The 19,795-nt window shown below is 68.5% G+C and carries 19 protein-coding genes; 17 read left to right on the top strand and 2 right to left on the bottom strand.

Annotated features, from left to right (window positions below; translation table 11 throughout):
- The first annotated feature begins 1 nt into the window (after nt 1).
- The 4 genes from GII31_RS14245 to GII31_RS14230 all read left to right on the top strand — a co-directional run bounded on the left by GII31_RS14245 (nt 2) and on the right by GII31_RS14230 (nt 4,030).
- Entirely contained in the window at nt 2–805 is an 804-nt protein-coding gene (locus GII31_RS14245; protein WP_213244078.1) for an SDR family oxidoreductase, read from the top strand.
- A 27-nt stretch (nt 806–832) separates the two neighbouring features.
- A complete protein-coding gene (locus GII31_RS14240) occupies nt 833–2,107 on the top strand; it encodes an acyl-CoA dehydrogenase family protein (protein ID WP_213244076.1) in 1,275 nt (424 codons plus the stop codon).
- A gap of 126 nt (nt 2,108–2,233) precedes the next feature.
- Complete coding sequence (locus tag GII31_RS14235; protein ID WP_407649819.1) at nt 2,234–3,280, top strand: phosphotransferase family protein; 1,047 nt, start codon at nt 2,234–2,236, stop codon at nt 3,278–3,280.
- Nucleotides 3,281–3,355: 75 nt separating this feature from the next.
- Nucleotides 3,356–4,030 (top strand): TetR/AcrR family transcriptional regulator, encoded by a 675-nt coding sequence (locus GII31_RS14230; protein WP_213244074.1) that lies wholly within the window; start codon nt 3,356–3,358, stop codon nt 4,028–4,030.
- 219 nt (nt 4,031–4,249) lie between these two features.
- On the opposite strand, the gene GII31_RS14220 is transcribed toward GII31_RS14230, so the two are convergent.
- The gene (locus tag GII31_RS14220) at nt 4,250–5,209 is read right to left on the bottom strand and encodes a phosphotriesterase family protein (protein WP_213244072.1); all 960 of its coding nucleotides are present in this window, start codon (nt 5,207–5,209) and stop codon (nt 4,250–4,252) included.
- Between the two features lie 155 nt (nt 5,210–5,364).
- Between GII31_RS14220 and GII31_RS14215 the strand changes: the two genes are divergently transcribed.
- Nucleotides 5,365–8,592, top strand: a complete 3,228-nt coding sequence (locus tag GII31_RS14215; RefSeq protein ID WP_213244071.1) for a carboxyl transferase domain-containing protein — start codon at nt 5,365–5,367, stop codon at nt 8,590–8,592.
- A 36-nt stretch (nt 8,593–8,628) separates the two neighbouring features.
- Here GII31_RS14215 and GII31_RS14210 read toward each other — a convergent pair whose 3' ends face one another.
- Entirely contained in the window at nt 8,629–9,090 is a 462-nt protein-coding gene (locus tag GII31_RS14210; protein ID WP_213244069.1) for a type II toxin-antitoxin system VapB family antitoxin, read from the bottom strand.
- A 277-nt stretch (nt 9,091–9,367) separates the two neighbouring features.
- Between GII31_RS14210 and hrcA the strand changes: the two genes are divergently transcribed.
- From hrcA to GII31_RS14150, 12 genes are all read left to right on the top strand, one after another.
- Complete coding sequence (hrcA, locus tag GII31_RS14205; RefSeq protein ID WP_213244067.1) at nt 9,368–10,402, top strand: heat-inducible transcriptional repressor HrcA; 1,035 nt, start codon at nt 9,368–9,370, stop codon at nt 10,400–10,402.
- Nucleotides 10,403–10,476: 74 nt separating this feature from the next.
- On the top strand, nt 10,477–11,619 hold the full coding sequence (dnaJ, locus tag GII31_RS14200; RefSeq protein WP_213244065.1) for a molecular chaperone DnaJ: 1,143 nt from the start codon (nt 10,477–10,479) through the stop codon (nt 11,617–11,619).
- A gap of 4 nt (nt 11,620–11,623) precedes the next feature.
- Nucleotides 11,624–12,373 (top strand): 16S rRNA (uracil(1498)-N(3))-methyltransferase, encoded by a 750-nt coding sequence (locus tag GII31_RS14195; protein ID WP_213244063.1) that lies wholly within the window; start codon nt 11,624–11,626, stop codon nt 12,371–12,373.
- Nucleotides 12,370–13,170, top strand: a complete 801-nt coding sequence (locus tag GII31_RS14190) for an alpha/beta hydrolase family protein (protein WP_213244061.1) — start codon at nt 12,370–12,372, stop codon at nt 13,168–13,170. The genes GII31_RS14195 and GII31_RS14190 overlap by 4 nt, the downstream gene beginning before the upstream one ends.
- Nucleotides 13,171–13,269: 99 nt before the next feature.
- Entirely contained in the window at nt 13,270–14,316 is a 1,047-nt protein-coding gene (locus tag GII31_RS14185) for a PhoH family protein (RefSeq protein ID WP_213244059.1), read from the top strand.
- Nucleotides 14,313–14,894, top strand: coding sequence for an rRNA maturation RNase YbeY (gene ybeY / locus GII31_RS14180; RefSeq protein WP_213244057.1), 582 nt, complete (start codon nt 14,313–14,315; stop codon nt 14,892–14,894). The genes GII31_RS14185 and ybeY overlap by 4 nt, the downstream gene beginning before the upstream one ends.
- Nucleotides 14,895–14,914: 20 nt before the next feature.
- Nucleotides 14,915–16,318 (top strand): hemolysin family protein, encoded by a 1,404-nt coding sequence (locus GII31_RS14175; RefSeq protein WP_213250412.1) that lies wholly within the window; start codon nt 14,915–14,917, stop codon nt 16,316–16,318.
- A complete protein-coding gene (locus GII31_RS14170) occupies nt 16,318–16,653 on the top strand; it encodes a cytidine deaminase (protein ID WP_213244055.1) in 336 nt (111 codons plus the stop codon). The genes GII31_RS14175 and GII31_RS14170 overlap by 1 nt, the downstream gene beginning before the upstream one ends.
- Complete coding sequence (era, locus tag GII31_RS14165; RefSeq protein WP_213244053.1) at nt 16,650–17,579, top strand: GTPase Era; 930 nt, start codon at nt 16,650–16,652, stop codon at nt 17,577–17,579. The genes GII31_RS14170 and era overlap by 4 nt, the downstream gene beginning before the upstream one ends.
- A 46-nt stretch (nt 17,580–17,625) precedes the next feature.
- Entirely contained in the window at nt 17,626–18,378 is a 753-nt protein-coding gene (recO, locus tag GII31_RS14160; RefSeq protein WP_213244051.1) for a DNA repair protein RecO, read from the top strand.
- Between the two features lie 107 nt (nt 18,379–18,485).
- Entirely contained in the window at nt 18,486–19,289 is an 804-nt protein-coding gene (locus GII31_RS14155) for an isoprenyl transferase (protein WP_260839998.1), read from the top strand.
- On the top strand, nt 19,286–19,690 hold the full coding sequence (locus GII31_RS14150) for a hypothetical protein (RefSeq protein ID WP_213244047.1): 405 nt from the start codon (nt 19,286–19,288) through the stop codon (nt 19,688–19,690). The genes GII31_RS14155 and GII31_RS14150 overlap by 4 nt, the downstream gene beginning before the upstream one ends.
- Nucleotides 19,691–19,795 lie beyond the last annotated feature (105 nt).

Raw genomic sequence — 19,795 nt, 5'->3', positions numbered from 1 at the left:
CATGCGGATCAATGGTGCGGTGGCTGTGGTGACCGGTGCGGGCGGTGGAATCGGGGCCGCGATCGCGCGGGCGCTGGTGGACGGTGGGGCGCGGGTCGTGCTCACCGACATCAACGGTGACGCGGTCGCCCGGGTTGCCGCCGATCTGCCGCCGGACGCGGTGGCGCTCGCCTCGGGTGACGCCGGCGCCGACGAACACATCGACGAGGTGGTGGCACTGGCCGAGAACACCTTCGGTCCGGTCGACTTCTACTTCGCCAACGCGGGCATCATGGGCGCCCCCGGCCTGCACGCCACCGACGCGCAGTGGGACGCCGCGCTCAACGTCAACGTCCTCGCGCACGTACGGGCCGCCCGGCGCCTGGTGCCGGGCTGGGTCGAACGCGGCAGCGGATACTTCATCAGCACCGCATCGGCGGCCGGGCTGCTGACCCAGCTCGGATCGGCGACCTACTCGGTCACCAAACACGCGGCCGTAGGTTTTGCCGAATGGCTCAGCGTCACCTACGGAGCACAGGGTGTGAAGGTGAGCTGCCTGTGCCCGATGGGCGTCGACACCGCACTGCTGCGCCCTTCGGAGGCGCCCACGGACGCCGAGCAGGCGCTGATGCAGCGTGCGGTGACCACCGCCGGCCGGGTTCTGACCGCCGACGAGGTGGCCGCCGTCGTCCTGGCGGCGATCGTCGAGGAACACTTCCTGATCCTGCCGCACGCCGAGGTGCTGGACATGTACCGGCACAAGGGATCTGACTACGACCGCTGGTTGCGCGGGATGCAGCGCTACCTGAGCGCGTTGACGAGCTGACCACACCCGACAAGATCTGGAGATGACGTGAACACACTTTTCGAGCCGTCCGAGCGCGCCGAGGGCTTCCGGCAGCGGTTGTTGGCGTTCATGGACGAGCACATCTACCCCAACGAATCGGTGTACGAGGAGCAGACGCGTGAGCTGGCCGCGCAGGGCAATCCACATGCCACACCGCAGATTTTGCTCGACCTCAAGAAGAAGGCCAAGGCGGCCGAGCTGTGGAACATGTTCCATCCGCACGCCGAATGGGGGCCGGGCCTGACCAACCTGGAGTACTCGCATCTGGCCGAGATCACCGGCCGCGTGCCGTGGTCACCCGAGGTGTTCAACTGCAACGCCCCCGACACCGGCAATATGGAGGTCTTGACCCTGTTCGGCACCGACGAGCACAAGGAGCGCTACCTCAAGCCGCTGCTCGACGGTGAGATCGCCTCGGCCTTCGCGATGACCGAGCCGGCCGTCGCCAGCTCCGACGCCACCAATGTGGAACTGCGGATGGAACGCGACGGTGACGAGTACGTCCTCAACGGACGAAAGTGGTTTGCCTCCAACGCTGTCCGTCCGGACTGCAAGGTTCTGATCGTGATGGGGAAGACGGACCCGACGGCGCCCACCCACCGGCAGCAGTCGATGATGGTGGTGCCCACCGACGCACCCGGCCTGACCATCCTGCGCAACCTGAACGTCTTCGGCTATGTGGACCGGGAAAGCCACGGCGAGTTGATCTTCGAGAACGTGCGGGTGCCGCTCAAAGATGTGCTCAAGGGTGAGGGCGAGGGGTTCGCGATCGCGCAGGCCCGACTCGGGCCGGGCCGTATCCACCACTGCATGCGCAGTATCGGCATGGCCGAACGCGCACTGGAACTGATGTGCAGGCGGGCGGTCTCGCGCACCACCTTCGGCGCGCCGCTCGCCGACCGGGCCAATATTCAGGACTGGATCGCCGAGGCGCGCATCGAGATCGAGATGGTACGGCTGCTCACCCTCAAGGCCGCGCACATGATGGACACCGTAGGAAACAAGAAGGCCGCCACCGAGATCGCGGCCATCAAGGTGGCCGCGCCCACTATCGCGCTCACGGTCGTCGACCGCGCCATCCAGGTGTTCGGTGGCATGGGCGTCACCGACGACGTGCCGCTGGCCATGTTCTACGCGCATCTGCGCACCCTGCGTCTGGCCGACGGCCCCGACGAGGTGCACAAGCGGGCCATCGCCCGGCGTGAGCTGCGGCCCTATGTCAAGGCGCTGGCCGAGACCGTTCCCGGCGTGTCCGATGACGTGCTGTCGGCGCGTTTCTGACAGCTTCCGGGTTCTGGAACCCCGACAGCCGGAACCCCGACAGCCGGAACCCCGACAACCGGAACCCCGACAACGGGAACCCGGATAGTCGGAATACTGAACAACAATCACGAATGGGGAGACGCGGTGAGTGACGGTTCGGCAGGGTTGGCCACGATTCCGGAATTGGATCCGGCCGAGTTCGGGAGGTGGTCTCGCGGCAACGGGATCGACATTCCGGACGATGTGGCGGTGACCCGGGTGGGTATCGGGCAATCCAACCTGACCTATCTGCTCACCGCCGGGGATGTGCGGTGGGTGCTGCGGCGCCCGCCCGTGGGCAATCTCCTGGCTTCGGCACACGATGTGGTGCGCGAGGCGAGGATCCTGTCGGCGCTGGCGGATACCCCGGTGCCGGTGCCGCGTATCCACGGCGTGTGCACCGATACCGCCGTCGCGCCCGCCCCGCTGGTGGTGATGGAGTTCGTCGAGGCCGTCGCGCTCGACAACCTGCCCGCCGCCGAGGCGCTGACCGTCGAGCAGCGGCGGTCGGTCGGAAAATCGATGATCGACACCCTTGCCACGATTCACGAGGTCGATCTCGAGGCCGTCGGACTGTCCGATCTGGCCAGTCACAAGCCGTACGCGGCACGTCAGCTGAAGCGATGGAGTTCGCAGTGGGAGAAGTCCAGGACACGCGACATCCCGGCCGTCGATGACCTGACGCGGCGGTTTCTGGCCCACGCGCCCGAGCAGCACGAGACACGACTGGTGCACGGCGACTTCCATATCCGCAACGTGATGATCGACCCGGCGGCCGCCTCGGTGCGGGCCGTTCTCGACTGGGAACTGTCCACCCTGGGCGATCCGCTCGCCGATATCGGCAGCACCCTGGCGTACTGGCCGGCGCCCGGCGGGCCGCAGCTCAGCGCGGTACCGGTGGAGTTGCTCGACGGTTTCCCCGACCGGGCCACCCTCGCCGCTGACTACATCGAGCGCACCGGGCGCGACCCGCAGGCCCTGGCGTACTGGCATGCGCTTGGGTTGTGGAAGGTGGCGATCATCGCCCAGGGCATCCTCAAGCGGGTCGAGGACAACGCGTCCAATCGGGCCGCCGGCGGGGTGCCCACCACGACCGTCGTCGACACGCTGGTCGAGATGGCGCAGTCGGTGGCCGGCGAAGCCGGTATCTGAGAGATTTCGTGCCGGGCGATGACATCGACCCGGTCGTCTCCGACCATCAGCGCTGGACCTGGGAAGATGTCCGACATGACACAGAAGCACGCGCCGGAACCGAACTGGCCGTTGCCCTCGCTGGCGGGTGAGTCGGTGGACAAGCCCAAGCAGCCCGTGACCGCGCGCGGTGAGCGCACCAGGAACGCACTGGTCGCCGCCGCGCGCAGGGTGTTCGAGCGCGATGGTTTTCAGGAGTCGCGGCTCACCGACATCACCGCGGAGGCCAACTGCTCCACCGGAACCTTCTACACCTATTTCCAGAGCAAAGAGGAGATCCTCGACGCGGTCTTCAGTGAGGCCCATGAGGACATGCTGCATCCGGGAGCCCCGCATCTCGGCGACGACGCCGACCCGATCGCGGTGCTCGAGGCGTCCAACCGCGCCTACTTCGAGGCCTACCGGCGTAACGCCAAACTGCGGCTCGTCCTCGAACAGGTGACTGCCAACAGCCCCGAGTTCCGCGAGCAACGGCTCCTGCGCGGCAGCGTGTTCTCCGAACGCAACGCCCGCGAGATCGCCCGGTTGCAGGAACGCGGCCTCGCTGACCCCGACATCGATCCGGACTCGGCGGCGGCCGCGTTGTCGGGCATGGTCTCGCGTATGGCGTATCAGGCCTTCGCGCTCGGTTCGGGAGCGGACATCGACCAACTGGTGTCCACGGCAACCCGATTGTGGGCCAACGCCATCGGTATGCGCCGGCCGGACTGACCAGGTGCGGCCGGTGGGCAGTCAGCCGGTGGAGGTCAGGTCGTCGATGTCGATGGCGCGCTTGAGGATCGTGCCGGTGGCGCCGACGTCTCCGGGGTACACGTTGTAGCCGCCCCGGATGATCGAGGTCCTTCTTGCGGTCGACGATCCGGATGTTGCCGTCGGGATCGACCGATCCGAGGTCGCCGGTGGCCGGCCACCCGTCCCGCAGGGTCGCGCTCATTCGACGTAGCGGCGCGGCACGTTCACCAGCATCTCGGTGATCTGCTCGTCGGTGACCCCGCGTTCGCGCAGGGTGGGCAGGACGTCCTCGCTGATGTGCCGGTAGTTCCACTTGGGTGTGACCGCCCGCTTGGCCTCGGGGTCGAACCAGTCGATGAAGCACGAGGCGTCGTGGGCGAGCGCCATCCGGTCGGCGTATCCGCGGTGGGCGAGTTCGACGATGGTGGTGATGCGGTCCTCGAACGGCAGCAGGACGTCGAGGCCGAAACGGTCCATACCCAGGATCGATCCGGCGTCGGCGAGCCGCATCAGGTAGTCGAGATCGGTGCTGTCGCCGGAGTGGCCGATGACCACCTTGGTGAGGTCGACGCCCTCTTCGGCGAGGACCTTCTGGGCGACCAGACCGGACTGGGTGTGCGGGTTGGTGTGAACGGTGATGGGGGCCCCGGTCTGCGCGCTGGTCTGACCGACGGCGCGCATCACCCGTTCCACCCCTGGGGTCAGGCCCTGTTCTTCGATGGCGCACTTGAGGAATGCCGCCCGGACGCCGGTGTCGGCGATGCCTTCGGTCAGGTCCCGGGTGAACAGGGTCACCAGGGGTTCGGGGATGTCGAACAGCAGGCCGGGGCCGCTGTAGTGGAACTGGAACGGGATCTCGTTGTAGGTGTACAGCCCGGTGGCGACGACGATGTTGAGCTCGGTCCGCGCGGCGATTTTCTGGATTCGGGGGATGTAGCGTCCCAGGCCGATGACGGTGGGGTCGAAGATGGTGTCGATGCCCAGGCCCTTGAGTTCGTCGAGGTCTCGCACGGCGGCGGCGATCTTCTCATCTTCGTCCCAGTCGTCCTGGTAGTTCTGCCGGTACTCCTCGCCGAGCACGAAGATGTGTTCGTGGACCAGTGTCCTGCCCAACTCGGCGGAATCGATGGGGCCGGTGACTGTTTGTACGGTGCTCATGGGTTGGCGAACCCTCCACGTGATCGGCGACAGTGCCAGAGTGCGAGTGAGGTGGATCACTCGTTAGGCTGTGATGGTAGTTGAGGTCGAGTTCAAGTTCAAGGGCCCGGCGGTGGCGGACGGCCACCATCAGGGTCGGGAATCGAGGTACACGGATGTCGCGAGTACTGGTGGCCAATCGGGGCGAGATCGCCCTGCGCATCATCGCCACCGCCACCGAACTGGGGATGGAGACGATCGCCGTGTACGCGGCGGACGACGCACACATGCCCCATGTGAGGGCGGCGTCGACCGCTGTGGCGCTGGACGGTTCGGGTCCGTCGGCCTATCTCGACCGGGCCGCCGTGGTTGCCGCGGGCCGAGATCACGGCGCCGACCTGGTTCATCCCGGATACGGGTTCCTCAGCGAGGACGCCGATTTCGCCGCCGACTGCGCCGCCGCCGGACTCACCTTCGTGGGCCCCGATCCGCGGGTACTGCGCACTTTCGGCGACAAGGTGAGCGCCCGCGCCGCCGCCGTCGCCGCCGGGGTGCCGGTACCGGCGGCTACCGCATCCGCGATCGACGAGGCCGGCGCGGCGGAGTTCCTGGCCGGACATCCCGGCGGCGTCATGATCAAGGCCGTCGCCGGCGGCGGTGGTCGCGGCATCCGTCCGGTCACCACCGCGCGGCAGCTGTCGCAGGTGTTCGGGATATGTGCCGCCGAGGCCCGCGCGGCCTTCGGCAACGGCGACCTGTTCGTCGAGGAACTGTTGCCCGCCGCCCGGCACATCGAGGTGCAGGTGGTTGCGGCACCCGACAATGACGGTGGCACAACCGCTCTGGCGATAGGTGACCGTGATTGCAGCGTGCAGCGCGGGCGGCAGAAGCTCATCGAGGTCGCGCCCGCGCAATGGCTCGACGACGACCTGCGCGCCGCACTGCACCGCGCGGCCGTCGAACTGATCGCCGGCGGCGGCTACCGGGGCCTGGCCACCGTCGAATTCCTCGTCACCGCCGACAGGTTCGTCTTCCTGGAGGTCAATCCGCGGATCCAGGTGGAGCATACGGTCACCGAGGAGGTGACCGGCGTGGATCTCGTGGAGGTGGGTCTGCGTATCGCGCAGGGCGCCACGATCGCCGAACTGCTCCTGCCGCAGGGGATGGCGGCGAACGGCGGGATCGTCTCGGGGGCGTGCGCACGGGCCTGCGGCGTCGCGATACAGACGCGGGTGAACACCGAGACCGTGGCCGCGGACGGCGCGCGGATCGGCGCGGTGGGCACGCTCACCGAATTCGTCCCGCCGACCGGACCGGGGGTCCGGGTGGACACCTTCGGCAGGCCGGGCCTGGAGATCGGCGCCCGCTATGATTCGCTGCTGGCCAAGGTCATCGCGCATACGCGGGCCGGGGACATCGCCGCATGCTGCCGCAAGGCCGCGGCGGCGCTCGATGCCTTCACGATCGCCGGAGTCGACACGAACGCCGCCGCACTGCGCGCGATTCTCCGGGACGAGGAGTTCGTCTCCGGGCCGGTGACCACGACCTATCTGCAGGGGCGGTCGACGGAAGGGGCCGCGACCGCGCCGGCGACACCCGCTGAGCCGGTCCCCGACCCCGACACCGACCCCGGGGAACAGGTGGTGCGGGCACACCTGACCGGGATCGTGGTCGAGGCCCCGGTCACCGGCGCCGCCGTGGCCGCCGGTGCGCCGTTGGCGGTGCTCGAGGCCATGAAGATGCAGCACGTGGTCTCCGCCGACCATCCGGTGACGGTGGCGCGATCGCTTGTCGAGGCCGGTCGCACGGTAGGTGTCGGTGACCCGCTCGCGGTGGTCCGCCGCACCGGCGGCGCCGGAGTGGATGAGGTGGCCACCGAGGTCGACCCCGATCACGTTCGCGCCGACCTCGCCGAGGTGCTGGCCCGGCGCGCACGGACCGCCGACGCGGCCCGGCCCGAGGCCGTGGCCAGACGGCACGATGCCGGTCGCCGGACCGCACGCGAGAACATCGACGACCTGATCGACGCGGGGAGCTTCGTGGAGTATGGCGCCCTGACGCTGGCCGCCCAGCGCGGTCGCAGATCGGAGGCGGACCTGATCGCGAACACGCCCGCCGACGGGTTCGTCGCCGGACTCGCGACGATCGGCGCCGACGTCCACGGCGCTGCGGCCGCCACCGCCGCGGTCATGTCATACGACTACACGGTGCTGGCGGGTACACAGGGGATGCGCAACCACGCCAAGACCGACCGGCTGCTGGAGGTGGTGCGCCGTAAGCGGATTCCGCTGGTGCTGTTCGCCGAAGGTGGTGGGGGCCGGCCCGGGGACACCGACGCCAACGGCGCGTTCGGCCTGGAATTGGGCACCTTCCGGGCTCTGGCCGGGCTCCGGGGCCGGGTGCCGACCGTGGCCGTGGTGTCCGGGCGCTGCTTCGCCGGGAACGCCGCGCTCGCCGGGGCGTGCGACGTGCTGATCGCCACGCCCGAGGCGAACATCGGGATGGGTGGGCCGGCGATGGTCGAGGGCGGCGGCCTCGGCGTGTACCGGCCCGAGGAGATCGGCCCCATCGACGTGCAGACGCGCAACGGTGTGGTGCATGTGGTGGCCGGCGACGAGGCAGAGGCCGTCGACATCGCCCGCCGGTATCTGTCGTACTTCCAGGGGCCGGTGGCCGACTGGACCGCACCCGACCCGGGTCATGCCCGGCACGTGGTGCCCGAGAACCGGTTGCGGTCCTACGATGTGCGTGCCGCGATCGACGCGCTCGCCGACGTCGGCTCCGTGCTCGAGCTTCGTCGTGACTTCGGGGCCGGGGTGGTGACCGCGCTGATCCGGGTCGAGGGAGTGGCTTACGGGGTGGTGGCCAATTCGAGTCTGCACCTGGGCGGGGCGATCGACGCCGAGGCGTCCGACAAGGCCGCGGACTTTCTCAACCTGTGTGAAAGTCATCAGGTTCCGCTGGTGATGCTCTGTGACACACCGGGATTCATGGTCGGTCCGGATTCGGAGACCGAGGCGACGGTGCGCCGCTTCGCTAATCTGTTCGTCGCCGGGGCGCGGCTGACGGTGCCGTTCGGGATGATCATCCTGCGCAAGGCCTACGGGCTCGGCGCGATGGCGATGGGTGGCGGATCATTCCACGCCCCCGAGTTCACCGTTGCCTGGCCGACCGGCGAGGTGGGGCCGATGGGTCTGGAAGGTGCTGTGCGGCTGGGCTTCCGAAAAGAACTCGAATCCGCCGACCCGGCCGCGCGCGAGGAGTTGTTCGCCAATCTGGTGGCCCTGGCCTACGAACGCGGCAAAGCGCTGTACGCCGCCACCACCTACGAGATCGACGACGTCATCGACCCCGCCGCATCGCGGGAGTGGATACGGCAGCTGGGCCGACACGGCGATCGGTAGCGGCCGGCTCGAGCGAACCGGCGGCGTTGTCGCCGGTCACCAGTTGGGGGTCCGCCAGCCCCGGCGGATCCCCCGTGAGTCGGGGCCGGGTGCGGCGGGCCTGGTCTCGGCCCCTGGCGGCGCGGCCGGGCGCGGCGGACGCACCACCGGGCCGGTGTCGGCCTCACGCATCTGCTGTTCGACCGGACCGGCCGCCGGGTCGAAGGTATCCAGGTCGAGCATCCGGGCGTGGATCACATTCCGGTTCCGCAGCGCCGACCGCACCGCGCGATGCAATCCGTCCTCCAGGTACAACTCGCCCCGCCACCTGACCACATGCGCGAACAGATCGCCGTAGAACGTCGAATCCTCGCTGAGCAGCCGGTCCAGGGCCAGCACGGTGGTGGTCGTCGACAACTCGTCGAGGCGGAACTGGCGGGGCGGGATCGTCGCCCAGGTACGTCCGGACACGTCGTGGTCGGGATAGGGCTTGCCGTCCTGAACCCGTTTGAAGATCATCGTCTCCCAGCTCCTCGGTCGTGTCGGTAGGGGCCGACCACAATTGTGTCCGGTGGACATCCTCCCGGTCGGGGCCGCCCGGCGCAGCCCGGACGGCGGTGACCGACCACAGGTTCGCCGATGCGGGGTGGCCGGTGGCTCCGGGGATCACGCTACTGTCAGCGCGCCGAACCGGGGGGCTCCCACGCGCCGGGAGTGTGGGTCATCGTGCCCGGCGACACCGTTTCGTAGAATGGTGCTCTGTCCGCGATCGGGAAGGCGTGAGGAGGTGGGTGCGGTGTCGGTGACCGACGACCGGCGATTCGCTATCCTGCGCGCGATCGTCACCGACTACGTGTCCACCCAGGAACCGGTCGGCTCGAAGAATCTGGTCGAACGGCACAAGCTCGGCGTGTCCAGCGCCACCGTACGCAACGACATGGCCGTGCTCGAGGCCGAGGGCTACATCGCCCAACCGCACACCAGCTCCGGCCGGGTGCCCACCGACAAGGGCTACCGGCTGTTCGTCGACCGCATCAGCGAGGTCAAGCCGCTCTCGCCGGCCGAACGGCGCGCGATCCTGTCGGTGCTCGACTCGGGGGTCGACCTCGACGACGTGCTCCGGCGGTCGGTGAAACTGCTCGCCCAGCTCACCAGGCAGGTCGCGATCATCCAGTATCCGGTCCTGTCCGCGGCGACGGTCCGTCACCTCGAGGTGGTGTCCCTGTCGCCGTCGCGGTTGCTGCTGGTGGTGATCACCGACAACGGGCGCGTCGAGCAGCGGATGGTGTCCCTGTCGGCCGACATCGACGACGACGACAGCGCCCGGCTGCGCGACATGTTCTCCACGGCCCTGCACGGTCAGCGCCTGGAGGCGGCGTCGGCGGCGGTCGCCGAACTGGCCAACCAGGCACCTGATGACATCCGGCACCATGTGGTGCGGGTGGCCACCGTGCTGGTGGAGACGCTGGTCGAACGCGGCGACGACAGGCTCATTCTCGGCGGTACCTCCAACCTTGCGCGGTCGGCATCGGACTTCACCCCGTTGCTCGGCGGGATGGACTCGGTTCTGGAAGCGCTCGAAGAGCAGGTGGTGGTGCTCAAACTGCTCGCGCACACCCAGCAGGTGGGCGGGGTCACCGTGCAGATCGGCGAGGAGACACAAACGGCGAACCTGCGGGGCACCGCCGTCGTGTCCACCGGGTACGGTGCATCGGGAACCGTGTTCGGCGGCGTCGGTGTGGTCGGGCCCACCCGGATGGACTATCCGGGAACCATCGCGTCGGTCGCAGCCGTTGCCAAGTACGTCGGCGAGGTGCTCGCCGAAAGGTGAACAGGTGCTCCGGGCCTGAGGATTTCGAGCCGCCGGACACGAAAATTGGTCAAGAACTGAGGACGAAGACAACCGTGGCACGTGACTACTACGGAATCCTGGGCGTTTCCAGAGATGCGAGCGATCAGGAGATCAAGCGCGCCTATCGCAAGAAGGCCCGCGAGCTGCATCCCGATGTCAATCCGGGCCAGGAGGAACAGTTCAAGGAGGTCAGCACCGCGTATGAGGTGCTCAGTGACCCCGACAAACGCCGTATCGTCGACGCCGGTGGCGACCCGCTGGCCGGTCCTGGTGCCGGTGGCGGCGGTTTCGCCGGCGGCGGCCTGGGCGATGTGTTCGATGCGTTCTTCGGTGGCGGCGGTGGCGGTTTCGGCGGCGGCCGCGGGCCCAAGAGCAGGGTACGGCCCGGCGAACGCGCCTTCGTCAGCGTCCAGCTCGACCTCGCCGAGTGCGCCACCGGTGCGCAGAAGGAGATCACCGTCGACACGGCGATCCTGTGCGATCAGTGCAAGGGAGCCGGTACGGCGGGCGAGTCCAAGCCGGTGACCTGTGGAATCTGCCACGGTGCCGGTGAGATCCAGGCCGTGCAGCGTTCGTTCCTCGGCCAGGTGATGACCGTGCGCGAATGCCCCACCTGCCACGGTGTCGGCGAGGTGATCTCCGACCCGTGCGGCAAGTGCGGCGGCGACGGGCGTGTCAAGTCCCGGCGCACCATGAGTGTCAAGATCCCGGCCGGTGTCGAAGCCGGAATGCAGGTGCGGCTCACCGGCCAGGGCGAGGTGGGCCCGGGCGGGGGACCCGCGGGCGACCTGTACGTGGAGATCACCGAGAAGCGTCACGACATCTTCGTCCGCGACAAGGACGACCTGCACTGCACCGTCACCGTCCCGATCGCCGACGCCGCGCTCGGCGGTGAGGTGGTCGTCGACTCGATCCTCGGCGATCCGGTGACGATCGCCATCCCGCAGGGCACTCAGCCAGGTCAGGTCGTCAAGGTTCGCGGCCAGGGCATGCCGCACCTCAACACCGGCGTACGCGGTACCCTGCATGCGCATCTCGACGTGGTGGTACCTACCAAGCTGGATCCGGCACAGACGGATTCGCTCCGTGCTTTCCAGGGGTTGAGCGGTGTGTCGCCCGCCGTCGTCGACGCGTCGGTGGCAACCGCGCCGGGTGGTTTCTTCTCCCGGCTGCGCAACGCGTTCGCGACCCGCTGACCAGATGAGCGCGCCACTGTTCTGGGTGGAGTCGGTACCCTCGGCGGGCTCGGAGGTACTCGTGAGCGGACCCGAGGGCCGACATGCGGTGACCGTGGTGCGCGTCCGCGCCGGGGAGATGATCCGTATCGGTGACGGCCACGGATCGGTGGCCGAATGCGAAGTCGTCGAGGTACTGGGCAAGGACCGGCTACGTGCGAAGGTCCGGACGTTCACCTACACCGACCGGCCGCGACCCTCGGTGACCGTGGTGCAGGCACTGCCTAAGGCCGAACGTTCCGAACTGGCCGTCGACCTGGCCACCCAGGCCGGTGCCGACCGTATCGTGCCGTGGCAGGCGGCGCGGTGTGTGTCGCGGTGGGCGGGCAAGTCCGACAAAGGCGTCCGCAAATGGGAGCAGGCGGCCGAGGCGGCCGCCAAACAGGCCCGTCGCGCCTGGGTCCCGGAGGTCACCGCCCTGGCCGGCACCACCGATGTGCGGGCCCGGTGCGCGGCCGTGGTCGCCGCCGGCGGCGTCGTCGCGGTGCTGCACGAGGAGGCCACCACCGGCTTCGCGACGCTGCCGCTCGCACACGCCACGGAGATCGTGCTGGTGGTCGGGCCCGAGGGCGGGATCGACGAGACCGAACTGGCCGACCTGACCGCCCTGGGCGCCAGGGCCGTGCTGCTCGGTCCGGAGGTGCTGCGCACCGCCACGGCGGCGGCGGTAGCGCTGGGTGCGATCGGTGCGCTGACATCGCGGTGGCCCCGATGACGGCCGCCCGGACTCCGGTCAACCGGATCACGGTGACCTACGGTGATTCGCCGTCGACGTTCGGCCACATCTACCACGCGACGTCGGCCCCGGCCGGCACGATCCCCGGCGGCCGGATGCGGCCCGTCGTGCTGATCCACGGCGGATACTGGTCGGACGAGTTCTCCCTGACGATCCAGTCGGCGATCGCCCGGCAGTACGCGCAATCCGGTGCGCTGGTGTGGAACATCGAATATCGCCGCGTGGGTCAGGCCGGCGGCGGCTGGCCCGGCACCGGCCGCGATGTTCTCGCCGCGATCCGGGCACTCGACGATCTCGTACCGGCGGCCCTCGATCCACAGGTGGCGCACCGGGTGGACTGGTCGCAGGTGGCGGTGGTGGGCCACTCGGCCGGCGGACAGCTCGCCGTGTGGGCGACGGCGCAGCTGCGTGCGCGTACCAGGCACTGCGTCATCAGCACGGTGATCGCCCAATCGGCGGCCCTGAACCTGGAGGCGGCGGCCCGCGCCGGCAGTGAATCGGTACGCCGGCTGATCGGCCGCCCCTACGAGGAGGCGCCGCACCTGTACCGGGAGGCATCGCCGTCGGCGCAGGAGCCGTTCGACGCGCACGTGGTGGCGGTGCACACCGCCGACGACGAGGCGATCCCGCTCGTCGTCAGCCGCCGCTACGTGGAACTGATGACCGAGCGCGGCCAGTCGGCCGAGCTGGTGGTGGTACCGGGTGAGGGACACAGTGCGTTCTGCGATCCGCGCAGCCGGGCGAACCGCGAAACCGCACGTCTGCTCGGCATCTGAGCGCCCCGATATCGACTCCTGGTTGTGCGCCGTCGCGGGTTAGACTGACTTTCGCCCCTCAGTATCCGTTTCGAGCAGTATCAAGGAGTGATCCAGTACGTGAGTGACGACAACCCCGATTCGTCCGGACATCACGACCGGCCGTCTGCGGTCACGTCGACCACCGACATTGCTCCTGACGTGGTTTTCGCTCTGCTCGGCACACACGACGAGAACCTGCGCGCACTCGAGAGCCTGTTGCCCGCCGACATCCACGTGCGCGGCAACCGCGTCACCATGAGCGGGGCGCCCGAGGACGTCGCCGGTTCCGAACGCGTCCTGGGTGAGCTGCTCGATCTGGTGCACCGTGGTACCCCGCTCACCCCTGATCTGGTGCGCAACAGTGTGTCGATGCTTTCGCAGAACACCGGCGACTCACCGGCCGAGGTGCTCTCGCTCGACATCCTGTCCCGTCGCGGCAAGACCATCCGGCCCAAGACACTGAACCAGAAGCGCTACGTCGATGCCATCGACAAGCACACCATCGTGTTCGGGCTCGGACCGGCCGGTACCGGCAAGACGTACCTGGCGATGGCCAAGGCCGTGCAGGCGCTGCAGGCCAAGGCGGTCACCCGCATCATCCTGACCCGGCCGGCCGTCGAGGCGGGCGAGCGCCTGGGCTTTCTGCCCGGCACCCTCAGCGAGAAGATCGACCCGTATCTGCGTCCGCTGTACGACGCGCTGCACGACATGATGGATCCGGAGAACATCCCCAAACTGATGGAAGCCGGGGTGATCGAGGTGGCCCCACTGGCGTTCATGCGCGGGCGCACCCTCAACGACTCGTTCATCATTCTCGACGAGGCGCAGAACACCACCGGTGAGCAGATGAAGATGTTCCTGACCCGGCTGGGTTTCGGTTCCAAGATCGTTGTCACCGGCGACATCAGCCAGGTCGACCTGCCCGGTGCCTCGCAGAGCGGCCTGGCGGCGGCCACCCGCATCCTCGAGGGCGTCGATGACATCCATTTCGCACAACTCACCAGCGCCGACGTCGTGCGGCACCGGCTCGTCGCCGACATCGTGGACGCCTACGGGCGCGCGGAGTCGCAACTGTCGGGCAATCGTGCGACGCGGCGTGCCTCGGCCCAGGGACGGCGTTCATGACCATCGAATTCGCGAACGAGTCGGGCGTCGACGTCCCCGACCAGCTGATCATGGACTCGGCGCGTTTCGCGATCGCCGCTCTGGACGTGAACCCGGCGGCCGAACTGTCGGTGCTGTGCGTCGACCTGGACACGATGGCCGACATGCACGTGCAGTGGATGGATCTGCCCGGGCCCACCGACGTGATGAGTTTCCCGATGGACGAACTGGTGCCCGGCAGCCGGCCGGACAGTTCCGAACCCGGACCGGCGTTGCTCGGCGACATCGTGCTGTGCCCGGAGTTCGCGGCGCGCCAGGCCAAGGAGGCGCGGCATTCGTTCGAGCACGAGCTGTCGGTGCTCACCGTGCACGGCGTGCTGCATCTGCTCGGCTACGACCATGCCGAACCCGATGAGGAACGTGAGATGTTCGGGCTGCAGGCCAAGATCATCGACGAGTTCTACGCCGATCGCCATCGCACCGCACAGCGTGCGCGGCAGTCGGCCAAGGACGACAGACTGCTGAGCAACATCGGTTTCACCGAAGCCGGTGACGCCCGGCCCACCACCCCGCGAGCCGAGGAAGAGGACGGGCGGTGAGCACACCCGGCGACCTGTGGATGATTTTCGCCGCGGCGGTCGCCATGGGTGTGGGCGGGTTGTTCGCCGCCATCGACGCCGCCGTCTCCACGGTGTCCGCGGCCCGGGTCGAGGACCTGGTCAAGGACAGACGGGCCGGGGCCGCGCGACTGGAGAAGATCCTCGATGTGCGCGGCGTCTACGTCGGTCTGGCCGTGCTGCTGCGAGTGGCGTGCGAGACGACGGCGATCGCTCTGGTCGCGGTGGTTCTCACCGATTCGGCACTCGGCGTGGGCTGGGGGCTGGTGGTCACGGTGGCCGCGATGGCGGTGATCTCCTACATCGCGGTCGGGGTGGGGCCGCGCACGCTCGGCCGCCAGCACGCCTACTCCATCGCACTGGGATCGGTGTTCCTGTTGCAGACACTCGGTGTGCTGTTCACACCGCTGACCCGGTTGCTGATCCTGCTCGGTAACGCGGTCACACCGGGCAAGGGTTTCCGCAACGGGCCGTTCGCCACGGAAGTGGAGTTGCGTGAGGTCGTCGACCTGGCCGAGGCGAGTGGGGTGGTGGCCGCCGACGAACGCCGGATGATCCAGTCGGTGTTCGATCTCGGCGACACCAACGCCCGGGAGGTGATGGTGCCGCGCCCGGAGATGATCTGGATCGAGGCCGATAAGACCGTCACCCAGGCCGCCAATCTCGCTGTGCGTTCCGGCCATTCGCGGATACCGGTGATCGGGGAGAACCCCGATGACATCCTGGGCGTGGTGTATCTGAAAGACCTGGTCGCCCATTCGCTGACCGCTTCCGGTGGGCCGGCCGCGGTTCGTGCGACCGATCGGACCGTTACGGATTCGGCGGTTCCCGTGTCCGCGGTTCCGGTGTCGGCGCTGATGCGGCCCGCCGAGTTCATCCCCGACTCCAAACCGCTCGACAAGGTGCTGGCCGACATGCAGCGCACCCGTAACCACATGGCACTGCTGGTGGACGAGTACGGCGGCATCGCGGGCCTGGTCACCATCGAGGATGTGCTGGAGGAGATCGTCGGCGAGATCACCGACGAGTACGACACCGATGAGGTGGCACCGGTCGAGGAACTCGGGGACGGCGGCTATCGGGTGTCGGCGCGGCTGCCGGTGGAGGATCTCGGTGAACTGTTCGATCTCGACATCGATGACGACGAGGTGGAGACGGTCGGCGGGCTTGTCGGCCTGAAGCTGGGCAGGGTGCCGCTGCCGGGTGCGCAGGTGGAGGCCGAAGGGCTGTTGCTGACCGCCGAGGGCGGTCCCAATCATCAAGGTCGGCAACGGATCACCACGATACTCGTGCGGCGGGCGGTCGAACCCGACGCGGCGTCCGACGACCCGGATTCCGGGGACGCCGCCGACCGCCACCGGCGCAAGGAACCGCACGGCCGCAAAGAACCGCATAAGGAACAGTGATGAGCACACCCGCCCCTGAGGACGACAAACTGATCGTGCTGGCCCGCGGCGCACTTGCCCGTGCCGAAGCCGCCACCGGTGCTTCGGTGCGCGACGGCGACGGCCGCACCTACGCCGGTGCGCCGGTGGTCACCCGGGCGCTGACGCTGACCGCGCTGCAGGTGGCGGCGGCCACCGCGCTGTCGAGCGGTGCGCGGTCGATCGAGGCGGCGGTGATCGTCGGAGGCGACGGGCTTGATCCCGGGATCGGGCTGGTCACCGAGATCAGTCCGGACGCATACACACTGATCACCGACCTGAAGGGATCTGTGGTGTCGAAGGTGGTTTCCCGATGAGCGGCGCATCGCCCGCGGCGGAGTTCCGTTCGGGTTTCATCTGTTTCGTCGGCCGGCCCAATACCGGCAAGTCGACGCTGACCAATGCGCTCGTCGGCGAGAAGATCGCCATCACCTCCAACCGTCCGCAGACCACCCGGCACACCATCCGCGGCATCGTCAACCGTGACGACGCGCAGCTGATACTGGTGGACACACCCGGTCTGCACCGGCCCCGGACCCTGCTCGGGCAGCGGCTCAACGACCTCGTGCGCGACACCTATTCGGAGGTCGACGTGATCGGGGTATGCATCCCGGCAGACGAGGCGATCGGTCCCGGCGACCGCTGGATCGTGAAACAGGTCCGCGAGATGGCGCCGCGCACAACGGTCCTCGGCGTGGTCACGAAGATCGATCGGGTCACCCCGGACAAGGTGGGCGAACAGCTGATCGCGCTGGCCCAGCTCCTCGGCCCCGACAGCGAGGTGATCCCGGTGTCGGCGAAGTCGGGTAAACAGCTCGACGTGCTCGCCGACCTGCTGGTCTCGCTCGTCGAGCCGGGCCCGGCGTTCTATCCCGACGGGGAGCTGACCGACGAGCCCGAACAGGTGCTGATGGCCGAGTTCATCCGCGAGGCCGCGCTCGAAGGCGTCCGCGACGAACTCCCGCATTCGCTGGCGGTGGTGATCGAGGAGGTCATCGACCGTGAGGACCGCCGCGACGATCAGCCTCCCATGGTGGATGTGCATGCGATCCTGTACGTCGAACGGGACAGCCAGAAGGGCATCATCATCGGCAAGAAGGGTGCCCGGCTCAAAGAGGTGGGCACCACGGCGCGCACCCAGATCGAGAAGCTGCTCGGCACCAAGGTGTATCTCGACCTGCACGTGAAGGTGGCCAAGGACTGGCAGCGCGATCCCAAGCAGCTGCGGCGGATGGGGTTCTGAGGCCGGTTGTGCGCCCACTGGTCCGCGCGCACCGCATAATGGCACGGTGCGGGTGTATCGGGACGAGGCGGTGGTGCTGCGGCAGCATAAGCTGGGTGAGGCCGACCGCATCATCACCCTGCTGACCCGCGATCACGGTCTGGTGCGGGCCGTCGCCAAGGGCGTGCGGCGTACCCGATCCAAGTTCGGTGCCCGGCTCGAACCATTCGCGCACGTGGACGTGCAGCTGTACCCGGGCCGCAACCTGGACACCATCACCCAGGCGCACACCATCGACGCGTTCTGTGATCTGATCGCCGCCGACTACGGCCGGTACACCACCGGTTGCGCGATCGTGGAGACCGCCGAACGGCTCGCCGGTGAAGAACGCGCTCCCGCCGCCCGGCTGCATCAGCTGACGGTGGGCGCGTTGGCCGCACTCGCCGAGGACCGGCGGCCCAGGGAGCTGATCCTGGACGCGTTCCTGTTGCGGGCCATGTCGTACGCGGGGTGGATGCCCTCGCTGTGCGAGTGCGCCCGGTGTGGGCGTCCCGGGCCGCACCGGGCCTTTCACGTGGCCGCCGGTGGTGCGGTGTGCCTGCTGTGCCGACCGACCGGCGCCGCGACACCGGCGCCCGGCGTGCTGGAGCTGATGGACGCGCTGTATCGCGGTGATTGGGCCGCCACCGAGGGGGTGGGCGAATCGGTGGGCCGGCAGGCCAGCGGGCTGACCGCGGCCCATCTGCAATGGCATCTGGAGCGGCAGCTGCGAACCCTGCCGCTCATCGAACGTTCGGCGCCGCATAGTGTGGGGTCCTGAGCCGGTATGGACCCCACCGGTGCGGCCCGGCGCGTGCATCGTCGCGAGGGCGGCCGATCTCGGCGGGGTCGGAGTCAGGGCCGGCGTGCGGAGAGGAGCCGATGGAGATGGCGTTACGTCCGGGGCGGCGGGTGACCGAGCCCGTCAGGCAGGTCCGTCCGCCCGACCCGCATCCCAGTGGCGCCGTAGCGCCGGCGATCCCCGCCCAATTCGTGCCCAGGCATGTGGCGCTCGTGATGGACGGTAACGGCCGGTGGGCACAGGAGCGGGGTCTGCCGCGCACCGAAGGGCACAAACGCGGTGAGGCAGTGCTCATGGACGCGGTGTGCGGCTGTATCGAGCTGGGTGTGCAATGGCTTTCGGCGTATGCCTTTTCGACGGAGAACTGGTCGCGCAGCCCGGAGGAGGTGAAGTTCCTGATGGGCTTCAACCGGGATGTGATCCGCCGCCGCCGCGACGAGATGAACGAGATGGGGGTGCGGGTGCGCTGGGCCGGACGTCGGCCCCGGTTGTGGCGCAGCGTGATCCGCGAACTCGAGGTGGCCGAGGAACTCACCGCCGACAATACCGTGATGACGCTCACGATGTGCGTCAACTACGGTGGACGTGCCGAAATCGCGGATGCGGCAAAGGAAATCGCCCGGCGTGCGGCGCGGGGTGAGATCGACCCCGAGCGCATCACCGAGGCGTCGTTCGCGAAATACCTCGATGAGCCCGACATGCCGGACGTCGACCTGTTCCTGCGCCCGTCGGGGGAGCAGCGCATCTCCAACTTCCTGCTGTGGCAGTCGGCCTACGCCGAGATGGTGTACCAGGAGAAGCTGTTTCCCGACTTCGACCGTCGCGACCTGTGGGCGGCGTGCCTGGAGTACGCCGAGCGGGACCGGCGTTTCGGTGGTGTGACACAGTGACGGGCGGGACCGATCCCGTCGACCTGGTACGACGGATCGCCGGGATCGTCGGTCAGCTCGGCGAGGTGGTGAGCGTCGACGAAGAGTCGGTGGTGGTCACCGTCGGCGCCACCCGGGCATCGCTGCGGGTGCTCGCGCTGGCCCCCGGCCTGGACGTGGTGAGCGTGATCCAGTTGGTGGCCGACCGGGTCACCAACTCGGAGGCGTTGCGGGACATGATCGAAACCGCCGGTAGTGGCCTCAGTTTCGGGTCGCTGCGGCGTTCGGATCCCGAACACCCGATCACCGATGTGCTGCTCTACTACACCTTCCCGGCCGGAACACTGGCCGACGACGCACTGCTCACGTTGCTGCACATCGTGCTGTCGTCGGGCGCCGATCTCGCCGAGGCGGTGGGATAGCGGCGGTGTCCGGTGACATCGGTTGTCGCACGGGGTTTCGAGGCTCATCGCCTAGCGGCTCTTCGCGCCTCAACCGGCGTGGGGTCGGCTTGCCTGGGCGGGGAG

The sequence above is a fragment of the Gordonia pseudamarae genome (genome assembly GCF_025273675.1).
Classification (GTDB): domain Bacteria; phylum Actinomycetota; class Actinomycetes; order Mycobacteriales; family Mycobacteriaceae; genus Gordonia; species Gordonia pseudamarae.
The sequence above is the reverse complement of the archived record's forward strand: the minus strand, read 5'-3'. Positions and strand labels throughout refer to the sequence as shown.